The 17,518-nt window shown below is 44.7% G+C and carries 11 protein-coding genes; 7 read left to right on the top strand and 4 right to left on the bottom strand.

The window, feature by feature from the left end:
* Window positions 1-58: 58 nt before the first annotated feature.
* The 6 genes from CPIN_RS35540 to CPIN_RS35515 all read left to right on the top strand — a co-directional run bounded on the left by CPIN_RS35540 (window position 59) and on the right by CPIN_RS35515 (window position 12,310).
* Window positions 59-3,619, top strand: a complete 3,561-nt coding sequence (locus CPIN_RS35540) for a SusC/RagA family TonB-linked outer membrane protein (RefSeq protein ID WP_012794745.1) — start codon at window positions 59-61, stop codon at window positions 3,617-3,619.
* A 35-nt stretch (window positions 3,620-3,654) separates the two neighbouring features.
* Window positions 3,655-5,280 carry a SusD/RagB family nutrient-binding outer membrane lipoprotein gene (locus CPIN_RS35535; protein WP_012794744.1) on the top strand — a complete coding sequence of 542 codons (1,626 nt, stop codon included), beginning with the start codon at window positions 3,655-3,657 and terminating at the stop codon, window positions 5,278-5,280.
* A gap of 106 nt (window positions 5,281-5,386) precedes the next feature.
* Window positions 5,387-6,421 carry a sialidase family protein gene (locus tag CPIN_RS35530; RefSeq protein WP_063715272.1) on the top strand — a complete coding sequence of 345 codons (1,035 nt, stop codon included), beginning with the start codon at window positions 5,387-5,389 and terminating at the stop codon, window positions 6,419-6,421.
* A gap of 105 nt (window positions 6,422-6,526) precedes the next feature.
* A complete protein-coding gene (locus tag CPIN_RS35525) occupies window positions 6,527-7,024 on the top strand; it encodes a DinB family protein (protein ID WP_012794742.1) in 498 nt (165 codons plus the stop codon).
* Window positions 7,025-7,690: 666 nt separating this feature from the next.
* Complete coding sequence (locus CPIN_RS35520) at window positions 7,691-10,657, top strand: SusC/RagA family TonB-linked outer membrane protein (RefSeq protein ID WP_148230702.1); 2,967 nt, start codon at window positions 7,691-7,693, stop codon at window positions 10,655-10,657.
* A 21-nt stretch (window positions 10,658-10,678) separates the two neighbouring features.
* A complete protein-coding gene (locus CPIN_RS35515; RefSeq protein ID WP_012794739.1) occupies window positions 10,679-12,310 on the top strand; it encodes a RagB/SusD family nutrient uptake outer membrane protein in 1,632 nt (543 codons plus the stop codon).
* Between the two features lie 131 nt (window positions 12,311-12,441).
* On the opposite strand, the gene dinB is transcribed toward CPIN_RS35515, so the two are convergent.
* Window positions 12,442-13,557, bottom strand: a complete 1,116-nt coding sequence (gene dinB / locus CPIN_RS35510) for a DNA polymerase IV (RefSeq protein WP_012794738.1) — start codon at window positions 13,555-13,557, stop codon at window positions 12,442-12,444.
* A gap of 21 nt (window positions 13,558-13,578) precedes the next feature.
* Entirely contained in the window at window positions 13,579-15,057 is a 1,479-nt protein-coding gene (locus CPIN_RS35505) for a cryptochrome/photolyase family protein (RefSeq protein ID WP_012794737.1), read from the bottom strand.
* Window positions 15,058-15,213: 156 nt separating this feature from the next.
* Between CPIN_RS35505 and CPIN_RS35500 the strand changes: the two genes are divergently transcribed.
* A complete protein-coding gene (locus tag CPIN_RS35500) occupies window positions 15,214-16,602 on the top strand; it encodes a vWA domain-containing protein (RefSeq protein WP_012794736.1) in 1,389 nt (462 codons plus the stop codon).
* A 107-nt stretch (window positions 16,603-16,709) separates the two neighbouring features.
* On the opposite strand, the gene CPIN_RS35495 is transcribed toward CPIN_RS35500, so the two are convergent.
* Window positions 16,710-17,222 carry a DinB family protein gene (locus CPIN_RS35495; RefSeq protein ID WP_012794734.1) on the bottom strand — a complete coding sequence of 171 codons (513 nt, stop codon included), beginning with the start codon at window positions 17,220-17,222 and terminating at the stop codon, window positions 16,710-16,712.
* A gap of 89 nt (window positions 17,223-17,311) precedes the next feature.
* A complete protein-coding gene (locus CPIN_RS35490) occupies window positions 17,312-17,506 on the bottom strand; it encodes a hypothetical protein (protein WP_044220487.1) in 195 nt (64 codons plus the stop codon).
* Between the last annotated feature and the right edge of the window lie 12 nt (window positions 17,507-17,518).

Below are 17,518 nucleotides of genomic sequence, written 5' to 3'. Positions count from 1 at the left end.
TATCCTACGTCCCAGGGGCGTAAAGATCCCTTACGGGCTTTTAAAGCCAATGCTACTTATGAATGTAGTACTGGGATTGGTGCTTACCACCAGTCTTAATGTACTGGCAAAAGCTTCTTTTGCAACGAAGATCACTCTTAATCTGCGTGATGTGGAATTTAAGAAAGTGCTCACTGTAATTGAAAGCCAGAGCGACTATCGTTTCATGTTCAGTAACAGGAACATACCAAATGATAACAAGGTAGACATTAACGTGAAAGATGCTCAGATCACCACAGTGATGGATCTGATCCTGAATAATTCTGGTTTTACTTACCAGGAATTATCTAACAACCTGATCGTGATCATGCCAAAAGGCGCTATGCTGAAGGCGATCAAAGTAACAGGTAAAGTACTGGACCAGACAGGTGAAGCGCTGATCGGTGCATCTATTAAAATAAAAGGGACTTCCGATGGGGTAGCTACGGATGAAAATGGTGCCTTCACCATTAGTGTTCCGGATGACGCTGTGCTGGTTGTATCTTATGTAGGTTTTAAAACACAGGAGATCCCTGTTAGTGGTAAAACGGCTATTACAGTTACACTGCAACCAAATCAAAGTATAATGAATGAGGTGGTAGTAACGGCGCTGGGTATCAAAAGAGAGCAAAAAGCGCTCGGATACGCGGTAAGTACTATCACATCTGAACAAATTACAGCTGCCGGCGCTACCAACTTTGCTTCTGCATTGTATGGTAAAGCTGCTGGTGTGAAAATCACCACCGCTCCAGGTGGTGCTACCAGTGCGGTGAATATCCAGATTCGTGGTGTGAACTCCCTGAACTATAACACCCAGCCGCTGTATGTAGTGGATGGTGTGCAGATCAGGAACAACAACGAAAAAGGTGCTGGTGGTACAAACAATACTGATTACTGGTCTGATAACCGTATCCGTGGTAACGGTATCCTGGATATCAACCCTGCAGATATCGAAAGTCTGACAGTACTGAAAGGTGCAAGTGCGACTGCACTGTATGGATCTGATGCAGCGAGTGGTGTGGTGGTAATTACTACTAAAAAAGGTATGAAAGGAAGAGGTCTGGGTGTTGATCTGAACTATTCACACACCGCAGAAAGGGTTGCCTTTGCACCAAGATATCAGAATGAGTACGGTTCCGGTTATGACAGAACAACTGCGGGTGCGAATGCGAACGCAGCAGGTTGGGTCCCCATTGGAACTGACGGAACAGTAAGGCCTTACTTCAGGGCCTATGCGCAGTTTGGACCAAAATTGGACGGCCAGCTGGTACCCTGGTGGGATGGTAGTATGCACTCATATTCCCCCCAGCCCGACAACTATAATCAACTCTTTCAGAAGGGATACAATTCAAATTTGAATGTATCCCTTTCGAATATGACAGAAAAAGCGAATTACCGCTTCTCTTACACCCGTAACGATTACAAAGGTGTACAGATCGGTGGTGATCAGCAGCGTAATACTTTCAACCTGAACAGTACTATCAAGCTGCACAACAAGGTGAGTTTAGACGTGGTAAGTGGTTATGTAAACACGAAGATCACCAACAGACCATTACAGATGGCGCGTATCTTCAATGACTTCGCCGGTTACTTCGGTCGTCAGGAAGACTTAGCGGTTGTGTTTGATAAATACAAAACCAGCAAAGGTTACAAATATGTTACGCCTGAAAATGCGGCACAGAACCCTGATGAAGCTATCAAATATCCTATCCGTGCTTACAACCTGCTGGATTTCCTGTGGAAACAGCTGCGTAACCAGGAGATAGAAAAACAGGATCGTTTAATATCCAGTGTTACATTGAATATTGACCTGGCAAAAGGACTGAGATTCCGTACCAGGTTAGGTAATGACTTTACCAGTGTGAACACTGAAACTAAAGAATACAACGAAAAGCCGATCGCGTTCAATAGTGGAAGCAGTACCGGATCTTATGGCGTGGCAAAAGGCCGTTACAGCATTGTGTACAGTGACCAGTTACTGACTTTTGCAAGAGATGAAGAGAAAAGAGTATTTGGTTACTCTGTGAGTGCAGGTCTCCAGACACGTAAAGAAACCTATAGTGATCAGGTGTCCACTACCAATGGTGGTCTCGTAACCGCAAACTGGTTCAGTATCAATAACTCCTATAATATTCAGAATACATCTGAGCGTCGTAGTGGTGCGTTTAAATACGCATACCTGGGTATCCTGAACCTGAGTTACATGAACTACCTGTTCCTGGAAGGTACTGCCCGTCAGGAGTACTCTTCTACACTGCCTCACAAGAACAACAGTTATTTCTATCCTTCTGTGAACTCCAGCTTTGTGTTCACCGAAGCGTTCCATCTGCCTACTATCTTCTCTTATGGTAAGGTACGTGCTTCCTACGGTCTCGTAGGTAACGCTCCTCCTCCATTTGAGTCTAACGTTACCTATACGCAGAAACCAATTTCTACAACTACCGGTTCTATTCCTTTGCTGATCGCACAGAGTGATTATGGTAATGAGCAGCTGAAATCAGAGAAGAAAACAGAGATAGAGATCGGTACAGAGGTAAAAATGCTGGATAACCGTTTTGGTTTTGACATCTCTTACTATGACAGTAAAGTAACTGACCTGTTAATGCGTTTGAACGTTGCGGTAAGTAATGGTGCTAAAACAAGGATCACCAACGTAGGTAAACTGCACAGTAAAGGTATCGAGGTAGCGTTGACTGGTACTCCGGTAAAAGGTAAAATTACCTGGAATACCCGTCTGAACTTTGCGAACAGTACTTCCAGCATAGAGGAACTGACGCCAGGTGTATCTCAGATCGTAATGCTCTTTGCATCCAGAGATGCGGTGAAAGTAGTAGCTGAAAAAGGCCAGCCTATCGGTAATATCTACATGTACCCACGTAAGAGAGACGATAAAGGAAACCTCGTTATCACTGATAATGGACTGTATGATGTTGATATCACCAAGTATGAGAAGAAAGGTAACCTGTTGCCTAAAATCGTTGGTGGTTTCGCGAATACTATCACTTACCACAACTTATCACTGGACTTCATGTTTGACTACCGTTTCGGTGGTATGATCGTTGCTACGCCGTTTAAATTCATGACAGCTGCCGGTATGTACGAGAACACACTGCAGTACCGTGATGAAGCGCATGGTGGTCTTCCTTACTACCTGGATACTGATGGTAAAACAATGATTCAGTTGCCAAGTCACAATTCAATTTCGCCAAATGGTCCGGTTTATCATGATGGTGTGATCCTGGATGGTGTGACTAAGACTGGTGCGAAAAATACCAAGATGGTACAGGCTGGTTATTACTACCTGAACCAGTTCAATGACTCTCCAACCGCCTGGAACGAAGTGACTCTTTCAAAGAACGATTACGTAAAACTCCGTGAGGTAGTACTGGGCTACAACATTTCCAAAGCAACAGCTGCAAAACTGCACCTGCAGAGTCTGCGTCTGTCTCTGATCGGAAGAAACCTGTTGTATGCATATAGAACTATGAAGAACCTGGATCCGGAAGCTCCAATGGGTAGCAGCTGGTTGAAACAGGGTATTGATGAAGGTTCTTCCGGTGCAACCCGTAGCTATGGTTTCAGTCTTAACGCCAGCTTCTAATTAATAAATGTGACTTGTTACAAACAGTTATGATTATGAAAAAAACATTAATAAAAATAGGTTGTTTTATCGCGCTGAGCGTTGGCCTGGCGGGATGTAAGGGCGAACTGGATGATTATTATATCGATCCTGATAAAACCAGCAACCCTACTATTGAAAAATTATTTTCTTCTATACTCGATAATAACCGCGTAAGACCTAACTATAGTGAAATGCGCGAGATCGTTCTTCCGATGTGTGCAGCTTTCTGTCAGACTGCTGCTTCCGATAACAAGGAAGAAAGATACCTGCAGCCGGCCAACCCGGTTCAATCGCTGTGGAATGATTACTATACGCCAAGTAACCAGGGTACTGATCTTAACTATAATACCGGTAATGGTATCGTAGCGCAGTATCGTACGATGGAGCGTCTGTATCGTGAGCTTCCGCTGGATGAACGTCCGAACTTTACCATCTTCATGAAAGCCGGCCAGGCATTGTTACTGGACCAGACTGCACAGATGGTGGATATGTTTGGTGATATTCCTTTTACAGAGGCAGGTTCACTGGATATCGACAACACCATTTCCAATGCGAAATTTGATGACCAGCGTATGCTGTATGATACCGTACTGGTAGGTCTGAAAGACCTGGCTGACTGGTTCACTGCAACAACGCCTAATGCGATCGCTACTGCTTCTTTCAATGCACAGGATTACCTGATGAAAGGAAGTATTGACAAATGGCGCCGTTATATCAACTCTGTTCGTCTGCGTTACCTGATGCGTATTTCCAGATCAGATGTTGAAGAAGCAAGAGCAAAATCAGAAATACAGGAAATCCTCGCCAATCCGATCCTTTATCCACTGGTAGACGGAGATGGTATTGGTGATAACTACAGTCCTGCAAGCACTGACATCCTGTTATATCAGCTGACGAACTACACCAACACGCCGATGAACTCCTTTACAGAGATCAGGGCACAGATGGCGCCGGACTACATGCTGAATAAGGTAATGTTACCATCCAACGATCCACGTATTCCTTTCATGTTTGATAAGAATACCCGTACGGATAAAACACCAAACCGCTGGTATCAGGCAATGAGCCAGACGGAAGTACGTCAGACGGACAGTATGAATAACTATTCTATCTGGGATTCTACTACTTACCTGACAAACGGAAAACTGCCAGGTATCTATATGTCTGCAGCAGAAGTAAACTTCCTGAAAGCGGAAGCCTTTGAACGCTGGGGACTGACCGGTGGTACTGCACAGGGTAGCTATGAACTGGGTATCCGACAGGCAATTGCATTCATCAACTTCCTGAACAAGCAGAACCCAAGTGCAAGAGAAGCGCTGCCACAGCCTTCTACTGCAACTGTATCTGCCTTCATCAGTAATCCGAACATTGCCTATACTGGTACTTCAACAGAAAAACTGGAAAAGATATATATACAGAAATGGCTGCATTTTAACATATTGCAGGGCCGTCAGGCATGGGCTGAGTACCGTCGTACCGGCTATCCACGCATTACTGTAATTCCTTCAACGCGTGTAGATTATGAGTTGCCTCCTACCAGGTTCCTGTATCCTGCGAGTGAGACAGGTTATAACTCCAGCTACGAAGCTGTGAGGGAGAAAAATACGCGTAATGCAAAAATTTTCTGGATGGGAGAATAACAGACAGGATTTAAGAATTATAATTTAGATGGGGGGCAAGGCCACAAAGCTAACAATGGCAGACATTGTTATCTTTGTGGCCTTGCCAGTTTTACATAGGTCTCATATGATGAAGAAGTACATGTTGATAGCGGCGTTGCTGGTCGTGTCATTGTTCGCCGCCAACGCTCAACGCAAAGCCACCCTCGTCAGGGAGGAATTTATTATGGAAAAGCCGCCGGTACCGGCAGCACATGCGTCTACTATTACCGCGCTGCCGGATGGTGATCTGCTTGCCTCCTGGTTTGGCGGAAGCCGGGAAAGTGCACCGGATGTTTGCATCTATACAGCCCGCTTTCATAAAGGAAAATGGTCTGCTCCTGAAGTAGTCGCCAGTGGGGTAATCAATGACAGTACCCGCTATGCCGCCTGGAACCCGGTATTGATCACCACAAAGGCTGGACGGGTGATACTGTTTTATAAAGTAGGACCTAATCCCCGGGAATGGTGGGGGATGCTGATCTCCAGTACAGATAATGGACTTAGCTGGTCCGCTCCGGAGCGTTTGCCTGGTAATATACTCGGACCTATCAAGAATAAGCCGGTGCAACTGGCAGATGGCAGCATCTTACATCCTTCCAGTACTGAGAGCCTGGATGAGAAGGACTGGCATATTCATGTGGAATTGTCAGACAGTACCGGGCATCAGTGGAAGCGTGTGCCTATTGACTGTGATACTTTTGGGGTAATACAACCTTCTGCACTGTTTCATGCTGGAAAGCGCTTACAAATGCTTTGCCGTAGCAGACAGAATGCGATTGTACAGACCTGGTCCACCGATAATGGGCAGACCTGGTCTCCGCTCACGAAACAATCAATGCTGAATCCTAATTCCGGCATAGACGCAGTCACTACCCGGAATGGCCAGCAGGTACTTGTGTATAACCCGGCTGTGTCCGGAAAGGATTGGTGGAATGGGAGGAATGAACTGAGAGTGGCGGTATCTATAGATGGAGAACACTGGAAAGATGTATATGTACTGGTGAAGGAAGCGAAAGGCGAGTTCAGTTATCCGGCGATCATACAGACAAAAGATGGGATACTACACATTACCTATACTTATGACAGAAAGAATATCAGGTATGTGGCACTAAAATTATAAGGTTATTATTTATATAAGAAGCAAGAGGTAGTTCACCCGAAAGGGCGGACTGCCTCTTTTTTTTGAAAAGATCTTCCGTAATTCGTAGTATAAAAATGCTTTCTTATGGCTCAACCTGAAGTATGGATGCGGGGGCCGCTTCCTGGTGTACCCGCTTTATTGCAACCAGTGGCACATGCGTTATTGCAGGCGCAGGAGGAAATACATGCCCTGTTACAGGACTTTCCTGATGAACTTTTATGGGAGCAGCCGGCAGGCGTTGCTTCTGTCGGATTCCATTTGCGGCATATTGCCGGTGTATTGGACAGATTATCTGTGTATGCAGCTGCAGGGACATTGTCAGAAGCGCAGCTTGCTTATCTGGCAGGAGAGAAGATACCGGGAGCGGTAACAACAGAGATGTTGCTGGCAGCATTAGATGAACAGATTGCAAAGACGATTGCAAAGTTAAAGGAGACAGATGAGACTACACTGACAGCATTCCGTGGCGTCGGCAGGAAGCAGTTGCCGTCTACCGTAATGGGTTTATTATTTCATGCAGCAGAGCATACGATGCGACATACCGGGCAATTACTTGTTACAGTAAAAGTGGTACAGTCGTAACCGTTAGTAGGAGCAATTGTTAACCTTTTTTATTTTTCTAAGAATGTTTATAAAATTTTTAACAAATAGTATTTGTGAGATTTTTACTAAAAAAAGTAATAAATGCCCCAAAAAATAGATGTTGACAAATATTTTCCTACTTATACTACTAGTTTTTGCAACTTATTAATTGTTAATGAATTTTTAAAATTGTTAATGCAAATTAAAATTAACAGTTAATATTTTGCATTGTGAAAAAAGTCTCTATTTTTACCGCAGATTGCTAAAACGATTATGCAGAATAAGCTGTCTGAAAAACCGTAACAACGTAATGGAAAAAAGGGGAACATGCTATGTCAGCGAACGGTGTATGTCATGTGTCTATTCAAAAAAATAAACGTTATTGAACAAAAATAATTTCACTTGTTAAAAACCATTTGTTAATCGGAACCAGTATCATTTTGCGAGTAACTATTATGAACTTATTTCCAGCTTTAGCTTAAGGAAATGTTTGATCCCGTGTAACTGTGATATGCAGTACATAAGGGGATTTTATTAACTCAGCTTTCATTACCTGCAAGGTTAATGAGATAGGGAAACGCATGCTTGATCCCTGCTGTGCCACGTGCAGCATGGGGATGGGGCCGTATTGCCAGATACGCTGCTTTATTACCAAAATTGAAATATATGAAGAGAGGCTTCTCATTTTTTTCCCGGGTATGCCTACACAGCTTATGGATGCTACTCCTGTCGCTGGTAGCGTTTTCCCAGAACAAGGTCATCACCGGTAAAGTAACCGATGCACAGGGGAATACTCCCTTACCAGGAGTGACGGTACAGATACAGGGTACGAGTAAGGGTACACAGACTGCACCGGATGGTACTTACAAACTGGAAGCGCCACAGGGTGCTACTACACTGGTTTTCACGTTTGTCGGATATAAGAAACTGGAACAGCCTATCAGTGCTTCAGGCACTACGAATGTGACGATGGCGGCTGACGTTACTGCATTGAAAGATGTGGTGGTAGTCGGTTATGGTACACAGAAGAAAACAGAGGTTACTTCCGCAATCACTTCTGTTACAGCTGAGGACTTCAGACAGAGTGGTGCGCGTAACGCAATGGACCTGGTACAGGGTAAAGTGGCTGGTTTACAGATCACACGTACCAGCGGTTCCAACCCCAATAATGGTCCGGCTATACAGCTGCGTAGTGTGACCACATTGAATAAAAATCAGGGGCCATTAATTGTAGTAGATGGTATTCCTGGTGGTAATCTCGACCTGCTGCAACAGGATGATATCGAGTCTATCTCTGTGCTGAAAGATGGTTCTGCTGCTGCGATTTATGGTACACGCGCAAACGCGGGCGTTGTGCTGATCACTACGAAAAGAGGGAAGGCGGGCGCTCCACGTGTAGACTATAATACGTATTTCCGCAAAGAGTATACACAGCGTATGCCCAAGTTCCTGACAGCTGATGAATATGCTGCAAAGATTGCCAGTGGTGAAATCAAATCAGAAGACAAAGGCCACAGAACTAATTTTCCTGATCTGCTGATCAATCATGATAATCTTACACAGTATCATAACCTGGCTTTTTCAGGGGGTAGTGAAAATACCAGTTACCGTGCGAGTGTATATTATTCCAATCTGGAAGGTGTATTAAAAGAGAATGAGCGCCAGCAGTATGGTGGTCGTCTGAGTATTACCTCAAAAGGTCTGGACAATCGTCTGACCGGCCAGTTTAACCTTGCCACTAATGTTAACAATGCGAATCTGCTGACGGATGGTGGCAACCTGGTGGGATATTTTACTTTCCAACCTACTTATTCTCCTTATAATGACGATGGTTCCTGGTACTTCGAACAGACGAGCACCAATGAACTGGCCCGTTTACACCAGCAGACTTACAAACGTCAGCAGCAGACAACTTCTGCAGATGCAAAAGTGTCACTGGATCTCGTGAAAGGATTGAAGGCATCCATCTTTGGTGCGGTAACCCGCGATAGCTGGACAGATGGTCAGTACGCTGATCGTGCGTCTGAGCTTTCTATAGAGACCTATCAGGGAACTGGTTGGGCAGCACAGAACAGTGAACTTAAATTAAAGTATGCAGTAGAGCCTACGCTTGAGTATAATCTGACTGCGAATCAACATACGATTTCAGCAGTAGCTGGTTACAGCTATCGTTATGATGTGGATCAAGGTTTTGATGGTAGCAACTATGGTTTTCTGAATGACAGATTTCATGAAGACAATCTGGGCGCTGGTAACCAGATCAAGTTAGGTAAAGCGACACTTGGCAGTTACAAAAACGACAATACGCTGATCGCATTCTTCGGAAGAGTGAACTATGTATTCAACGATAAATACATGGCATCAGCTATTATACGTCGTGAAGGCTCCTCTAAATTTGGTGTTAATAATAAATGGGGAAATTTCCCGGCTATCTCTGCGGGATGGAATCTGCACAAAGAAGATTTCCTGAGTAATGTTAGTTTCATTGATCAGTTGAAAGTACGACTTGGTTATGGTGTAACCGGTAACTCTGATTTTGATAACTATGCTTCCCTTGTACTGTTAGGGACTGGCGGCGCATACATTTATCCTGATGGTGTATGGCGTGAGACGTATGGCCCTAACACGAATCCGAACCCGGACCTAAGATGGGAAAAGAAAGCTGAGTGGAACTTCGGTATTGATTACACCTTCTTTAAAGGTCGTTTAGGTGGTTCCATTGACCTGTTTAGTCGTAAAACAACAGACCTGATATCCACATTTAAATCTCAGGTACCATCACAGGTACAACAGGACATCTGGACTAACGTGGGTACTTTCAAGTCAAAGGGTATAGAGTTGATGGTGAATGCTGTAACAATGGATAAGAAAGATTTTCGCTGGAATACAGATGTTACTTTCAGTACGGCAAGTAACATAGTGTCTTCTTTCTCTAACCAGACTTACAAGATGACATTCCTTGACCGTGGTGATATCGGTGGCTATGGTGCACTTGGAAACGCGCTGAGAACATATGAAGGTGGTAAACTGGGTAACTTCTATGGTAAACGTTTTGCCGGATTCACTGATGATGGTAAATGGCGTTTTTATAAGAGAGACGGTTCTACAGGTCCTGCGGACGAGATCAGCCGTGACAATGATCAGACGGTGATCGGAAACGCTATTCCCAAATACTATGCATCCATGACGAATAGCTTTAAATATAAAAACTGGGACCTGCGCATCTTCATGCGTGGTAAGTTCGGCTTCGATATTCTGAATACTAATGAATTGCTGTATGGGAACAAGGCAGCTTTGCCAAGTAATGTGCTGCAAACTGCATTCACCAAACACGCTAAACTGAATGATAGTTTCCAATATTCCGATTACTATCTTGAAAACGGTAGCTATTTAAAACTGGATGAGGTAACCCTTGGTTACAATGTTCCATTCAAAAATAAATATATCCGTAACATGCGGGTATACTTCACAGGAGGTAATCTGGCAACTATTACCGGTTACTCAGGCAACGATCCTGACTTTGTAAAAGATACAGGTCTGAATCCGGGTATTGATGCATTGAACAACAGTGATGACCGCAGATCTTATCTGAGCACAAGATCCTTCATGCTGGGATTAAATGTGGGCTTCTGATAACCTAATTAAAAAATTAAGATGAAACGAATTTCGAAAATAGCAACATATGCAGCGCTCGCATTACTTCCTGTATTTGGGAGCAGCTGTACCGACTTGACTGAAAATGTGTATGACCAGATCGATACACGTAATTTCTATAACAATAAAGAAGAAGTAGTATCGGCAGTATTAAGACCATACACCCATGCGAATGCCTGGGTAACGCCTGGTCAGAATGGATGGTGGCGTTTGAGTGAGTTATCGGCAGATCAGCTGGCATGGCCACAGAAAGGTCGTCATGGTTATGATGGTGGTAACTGGATACGTCTGCACTATCATACCTGGTTGGTGGATGATGGTCCGATCCTGGACTGTTGGTATTTAACATGGACAGGTTTGGGCTTTTGTACAACAGCTATTGAGAATCTGGAACGTCGTGAGGCCGGTGAGATGGGTATTACTCAGGCGGAAAAAGATGCATACGTGTCTGAGTTAAGGTTATTGCGTGCATTCCACTATCTCCGTATCATGGATATCTGGGGTAATGTGCCTATCGTGACACAAGTAGGTATTCCTGTTAGTCCACCTACAGCAACGCGTAAAGAAGTATTTGACTTTGTTGAAAAAGAGATCCTTGATCATATTGAAGATGCGCCGTTGTTGAGTAAAGCGTTGATCGGACGTATGTCCAAAGCGGGTGCTTATTCCATGCTGGTAGAGCTGTATCTGAATGCGGAGAAATGGAGTGGTACACCAAGATGGGATGACTGTATCGCTGCTGCCAATAAACTCATCAATGGTGAAGCGGGTGGTATGAATGGTACACTTGCGCTGGATACTAATATCACAGATACTTATAAGCCGACCAACGATCTGTCTAAGGAAATCATTTTTTCTATAGCATATGATTACCAGGTGGCAGATTTTACACCACAGTGGACCGGTGACTTCTATCACTTTAACCAAGGTCTTATCAATGGTAATGACCGTAATGGTAATGATGGTGTTGTTGTTATTCCTGGTGTGTATACCACTTTCAGCGATGCAGATAAGCGTAAGAAAGAATGGATATCAGCAGGTCCGCAATGGAAATATGGTTCAGCCGATACAATACCTGTAATTGCAAGTGGTGGTAACGAGTATAACGGCGAACAGCTGGTATTCGTTGACAATATCCGTAAGAACAAGCTTGGCAGCACTACATCAGATATGACACAGGGTGAAGAAAACAGCGGTGTTCGTTTCAATAAATACAAACTGGGACCGATCAACGATCCTCATTACAGAAGCACTGACTGGGCTGTATATCGTCTGTCATGGGTATATTTTGCAAAGGCTGAGGCACTGATGCGTAAGAATGGCGGAACAGCTACTCAGGAAGCGGTTGACCTGGTGAATGCCTGTAAACAACGTGCTTTTGCGCCTGCAGTATGGGAGGCGAATAAGTATACTACTTCTACGCTGACTATGGATGAACTGCTGGCCGAACTGGGTCGTGAGTTTATCTTTGAAGGTTACCGTCGTCAGGAGCTGATCCGTTGGAATAAGTTTACCACTGCTACCTGGTGGGATCACAGGGCTTCTGAGTCATTCAGAGAACTTTTTGCAATTCCTCAGGTACAACGTGCACTGAATGTTAACCTGGAACAGAATCCTGGTTATCCTAAATAGTCGTATATCCGCATTGTTTGCCGTGCGGTTTACATAACACAAATGCCGTCCGCTTAGCGCGTGACGGCATTTGTGTTTAAAGCGATCCTGGATTGTATGCAGGAATGAAAATACTACAATAGGGTTATTGATTATACATCATCAAAGAGGGATAGTTGTATGGTATTATCCGGCCGGTTATTGACCGGTACGATCTCTCCAAAATTAGACAACGAGATCCCCAGTAAGCGTACCGGTTTGTCTTCCGGTTCTGTTGACAGTAACAGTTGTTTCGCCGTTTCCAGTATTTTTTCCAGGTCACCGACAGGAACAGGGAATGACTGATTACGTGTGATCTGTCTGAAGTCGCTGTACTTGATTTTTAATGTAACCGTTCTGCCTTTCAGGCCATATCTTTTTAGTCGTTCGTATACCGTTACTGCGATCTTTTCCAGTTCGGCATTCATTTCTTCTGTGCGCGTCAGATCATAGGGAAAGGTATCTTCTGCCCCCAGGGATTTTGTTTCACGATGTGGCTGTACTTCTCTTTCGTCGATGCCTCTGACAATCCTGTAATAGAATGCGCCCACTTTCCCGAAGTGTGTTTTCAGGTCATTTTCTGATAAGCGTTTCAGGTCAGCACCGGTGTGCAGGCCCATTCGCTTCATCTTATCTGCCGTGACTTTTCCTACACCAAAGAATTTTTCGACCGGTAGTTTTTCCATGAAGGATTCAATAGAGGAAGGACCGATGAATGTGAGTCCGTCGGGTTTATTCAGATCGGATGCAATTTTTGCGACAAACTTATTCACAGATACGCCTGCGGATGCGGTGAGTTGCAGTTCATCTTTTATGGCTTGTTTGATCAGTTTTGCAATTTCGATGGCAGAGCCGATCTGTTGTTTGTCTTCGGTCACATCCAGGAAGGCTTCATCGAGCGAGAGGGGTTCTATGATATCGGTATGGCGGGAGAATATCTCCCGTATTTTGCGGGAGGCTTCTTTATACACATCAAATCTCGGGCGGATAAAGATCAGTTCAGGGCAAAGCTGTAATGCTCTTTTGGAAGGCATAGCAGAGCGTACACCAAACTTACGTGCTTCATAGCTGGCTGTTGCCACTACGCCGCCTCTACCTTCGGGAGATCCTCCAACTGCTATTGCTTTACCGCGATATTCAGGGTTGTCGCGTTGCTCTACAGATGCATAAAATGCATCCATGTCAATATGAATGATCTTCCGTAGTTTCTTATTTGTTTCACTCTCCATGTTAGCCGTAGAAGTACAAAGCTACGTCAGTTTGCCGAGGAATTCTTCTGCATGATGCAGGTGTGATTTTAGCACCTGTTTATCCATCTTATCGAGCATCTTTACCAGCATACCCAGCCTTTGATTATCTCCCAGAAAATCCCTGTGTTTATGCATAAAACGCCAGAAAAGACCATCCCATACCTGGCACCAGTCGCCTTTAGGGTAGTTGCTCATTTTCAGGATGTAGTTACTGCTGCTGATGTAGGGTTTTGTGCTCATCAGTCCACCGTCGGCAAACTGACTCATGCCGTACACATTGGGCACCATGACCCAGTCATACGCGTCGATATATAATTCCATGAACCATTGATAGACGGCATCCGGGTGGAGCTCGCAAAGCAACATGAAATTGCCCAGTATCATCAGCCGCTCTATGTGGTGCGTGTATCCATGTCTGAGTAATTTGTGGATGGTCTGGTCGATAGGCGGAATGCCTGTATTACCGGTATAAAAACTATCCGGCATTGGCCGTTCATGATCCCAGAAATTGGTCGTACGTTGTTTGCTGCCTTCGCGTCTGTAGAGTATTCTGATAAATTCCCGCCAGCCGAGTATCTGGCGGATAAATCCTTCCAGTGAGTTCAGCGGCACTTTATGTACAGGGGCCATGGCGATTGCTTTTTCAAGGATCTGCATGGGTAGTAGCAGTCCTATGTTTAATGCAGGTGTGAGCATACTGTGATAGAGAATGCTTTCTGTCTGCACGATGGCATCTTCGTAGATACCAAATTTGCGGAAACGTTCTTCCAGGAATTGTTCCAGCCAATGCTCGGCCTGCTGGTGTGTAACGGGATAGCGACATGTAGTTGCGTCTCCGGGATTGTTTTTATAGTGTTGTTGTACGTAGCTGATGGCTTCTTTTAAGTATTTACCGGCAGGAGGGAAGCGGGGATCAGGAATGCTTTCACCTTTGGGGATCTTTTCCCGGTTATCAGCATCGAAGCTCCAGTGGCCGCCCACAGGTCCCTTGACGTCGATAAGGATCTGACGAGTTTTACGCTGATGAATGTAGAAGTCCTGCATGAAATAGCGCTTCCGTCCGTCAAAGAAAGTCGTCACTTCATCAAGACGGTTAATGAACCCAGGGTTGATGTAAGTTACAGGAGCGATGTCGTATTGCCGGCAGTAACGGTTGATACGTCGTTCCAGTAAATAATCGTCTGTTTCTGCGTAGTGCAGTTCATATACTTTTTTACTGTGTAACCATTTGATCAATGCCTGTATCGTTGCGTGTTGTTCCGTGCTATCTATATAGCTGACCTGATAGCCTTTCTGTTCCAGGAAATGAGCGTAATACTGCATACTGGCGCGGTGTAAGGTGAGTTTATGCTGGTGAAAGGGGTATTGCGTGAAATAGAGCGCTTCTTCCACCAGGTATACCTGTCTGCTTTTATCCAGTGCCGGATGTTGTTCGTATAACTGATGTGGAAATATCAGCGTGACCGCTTCCAGTGTCATATGGGGCTATTTTAAATAAGAGCAGCAAAGAACATACCCTTTCCAGATAGGGGAGGATTCGCCAAAAAAATGTTAAAGTGGTCTCTTCATTTATGGAAAGACCGATTTTGTAGCATCATACCGAAAACATTCATTTACCCTAAATTCTATTATGCTATGCAGTATGCCTTACTTTTCCTTGCAAGTTTATCAGTACCTGTGTGGCTGAGTTCCGGTCCGGGCATTTCCAGCCGTCGTACGGAGAAAATAGCTTCCGCGCTGACAGACGATAAAAAGGTCATCGAATGGTATGTGAAGCCGGGTAACAATTGGGTATATCAGAACAGCAACGGCGATTGCTATCTGTATGTCAATATCAAAGGCGGGGAGGGAGAGGCGAGTAAGCCAAGGGTGCCGCTGAATATATCACTGGTGCTGGACAGAAGTGGTTCCATGAGTGGGGACAAGATCAAATACGCCAGACAGGCCGCAAAATTCCTGATAGATCAGCTGAATAGCACGGATCATCTGTCGATCGTCAACTATGATGACCGGGTAGAGGTGACCAGTCCTTCTCAGTCTGTTAAAAACAAAGAAGCGCTGAAGGCCGCTATCGATAAGATCCACGACCGTGGCTCTACTAACCTGAGCGGTGGTATGCTGGAAGGCTATACACAGGTGAAAAGTACCCGTAAAGAAGGATATGTGAACAGGGTGCTGTTACTGACAGACGGGCTTGCCAATCAGGGGATTACAGATCCGCTGGAATTGAAAAGACTGGCTGAGAACAAGTATAAGGAAGATGGTATCGCGTTATCCACCTTTGGTGTGGGAGCAGACTATAACGAAGACCTGCTGACCATGCTGGCGGAAAATGGCCGGGCGAATTATTACTTTATTGACAGTCCGGATAAGATCCCACAAATATTCGCCGGGGAATTAAAAGGGTTGCTGAGCGTCGTGGCACAGAACGCCTGGGCGGAAATCAGTATTCCGCAGGATATGGAATGTACATATGTGTATGGCTATCCTTACGAAGTAAAGGGAGGTAAGGTCCTGGTCCGTTTTAACGATCTCTATGCGAATGATGAAAAGGCCATCCTGATCAAATTGAAGAGTAAGGGCACCTATACGACGAATCTGCGTTTTGACTGTACTGTGGGGTATACCAATGTTTCTTCCTTTGAACAGGTAAAAGAAAGTAAACCAGTGCAGATAAAGATGACCAGCGATAAAGAACTGGTGGCAAGCGGAGAGGATAAAGAAGTGCAGGAAATGCTGGCATTGTTTGAATCCACCCAGCGCTTTGATGATATCATGGCCGATGTGGATAAAGGTCAATACGATGCAGCCCGTAAGAAAGGACAGGCGGCTGTGCAGGTGCTGAAGGATAAACAGCTCCGGTATAATTCTCCTAAGCTGCAGGAGCAGGTCAATAAAATGTCCTCCTATGTACAGCAGATGGATTCTGTGAGTGTGATGCGGGAATCTGAGAAGAGTATGTATCAGAAGATGAATAAGTCTTCCAACTACAATGTGAAAAAGATGAAGAGTGTTAAACAATAACGGCAACCATCAATAAGAGAACGCCTGATCATTATGATCAGGCGTTGCTGTCTTATTTACTGTAGTGCTTAGTCTACCATAACGAGCACCTACATGATAATACATACTTATGCTTTCTCCAGTACTTCGAATTGTTCATCTGCACTTGGACCATAACTACCCGGGATTTTAACATCCAGGAGGCGGAGGTCTACACCTAATTGCGCCCTGTGGTGTACGATCTGGGAATAGCTGATGCGGATGAATTCAGCTTTGGTGGATTTGCTATAGATATCTTCCCCATTTCTCAGGATCCATTGTTCATTCAGTTCAGGCAGCTGTGCTTTCTCCAGTCTTGCTTTTCCGGCGGCCAGGGTTTCTTCGAAATAGGCCAATAATTCTTTTACATTGGTGATCACTTTAGGATCGTAAGGGGCAGTGGCGAAGTCCAGTTCTGCTGTATCCAGCACCATGCTTACCCAGCCTGGAAGCTCGGCGATGTGCGTGGCGAGTCTGATCACAGACATGCTTTTTGGATGGGGTTGCCAGTTGAACTTGTCTTCCGGAATGATAGAAAGCATCTTACGGGTGGTTTGTGCTTCCTGTTCCATTTCTTTAAGGAGAGATTGAATGATGTCCATATTGCGTTGTTTTGTGATTCTGAAACAAAGTAACAAGCGCCTTGTGACAACCCTATGTCAGTAGTCCGTCAGTACCTGAAAAATTTTTTCTAATCTACCAGTAATGCCTGGTATTCTTTCTCAAAAGACTCCTCGTAAATGTGATCGTATTCCTTTGCAAAGCTGTTATAAACCGCTCTGGCAGCGGCATGTTGTTTCAGGGGGACCAATGCCCTGCATTTAAACATAATGGTGTCTTCGCTGAGCGGGTCAAAGTTGAGGATGCTGTTGGCGATGGCAATCACCTGTTCCGGGGT

Source organism: Chitinophaga pinensis DSM 2588, from assembly GCF_000024005.1.
GTDB lineage: Bacteria > Bacteroidota > Bacteroidia > Chitinophagales > Chitinophagaceae > Chitinophaga > Chitinophaga pinensis.
Note: the sequence above shows the minus strand (reverse complement) of the source record. Positions and strands in the feature narration are given on the sequence as shown.

Bases quoted from the DNA above. Each gene is read 5' to 3' on its own strand.
- CPIN_RS35535 (WP_012794744.1), top strand. From the start codon at position 3,655: ATGAAAAAAACATTAATAAAAATAGGTTGTTTTATCGCGCTGAGCGTT.
- CPIN_RS35515 (WP_012794739.1), top strand. From the start codon at position 10,679: ATGAAACGAATTTCGAAAATAGCAACATATGCAGCGCTCGCATTACTT.
- CPIN_RS35525 (WP_012794742.1), top strand. From the start codon at position 6,527: ATGGCTCAACCTGAAGTATGGATGCGGGGGCCGCTTCCTGGTGTACCC.
- CPIN_RS35495 (WP_012794734.1), bottom strand. From the start codon at position 17,222: ATGGACATCATTCAATCTCTCCTTAAAGAAATGGAACAGGAAGCACAA.
- dinB (WP_012794738.1), bottom strand. From the start codon at position 13,557: ATGGAGAGTGAAACAAATAAGAAACTACGGAAGATCATTCATATTGAC.
- CPIN_RS35505 (WP_012794737.1), bottom strand. From the start codon at position 15,057: ATGACACTGGAAGCGGTCACGCTGATATTTCCACATCAGTTATACGAA.
- CPIN_RS35500 (WP_012794736.1), top strand. From the start codon at position 15,214: ATGCAGTATGCCTTACTTTTCCTTGCAAGTTTATCAGTACCTGTGTGG.
- CPIN_RS35540 (WP_012794745.1), top strand. From the start codon at position 59: ATGAATGTAGTACTGGGATTGGTGCTTACCACCAGTCTTAATGTACTG.
- CPIN_RS35530 (WP_063715272.1), top strand. From the start codon at position 5,387: ATGATGAAGAAGTACATGTTGATAGCGGCGTTGCTGGTCGTGTCATTG.
- CPIN_RS35520 (WP_148230702.1), top strand. From the start codon at position 7,691: ATGAAGAGAGGCTTCTCATTTTTTTCCCGGGTATGCCTACACAGCTTA.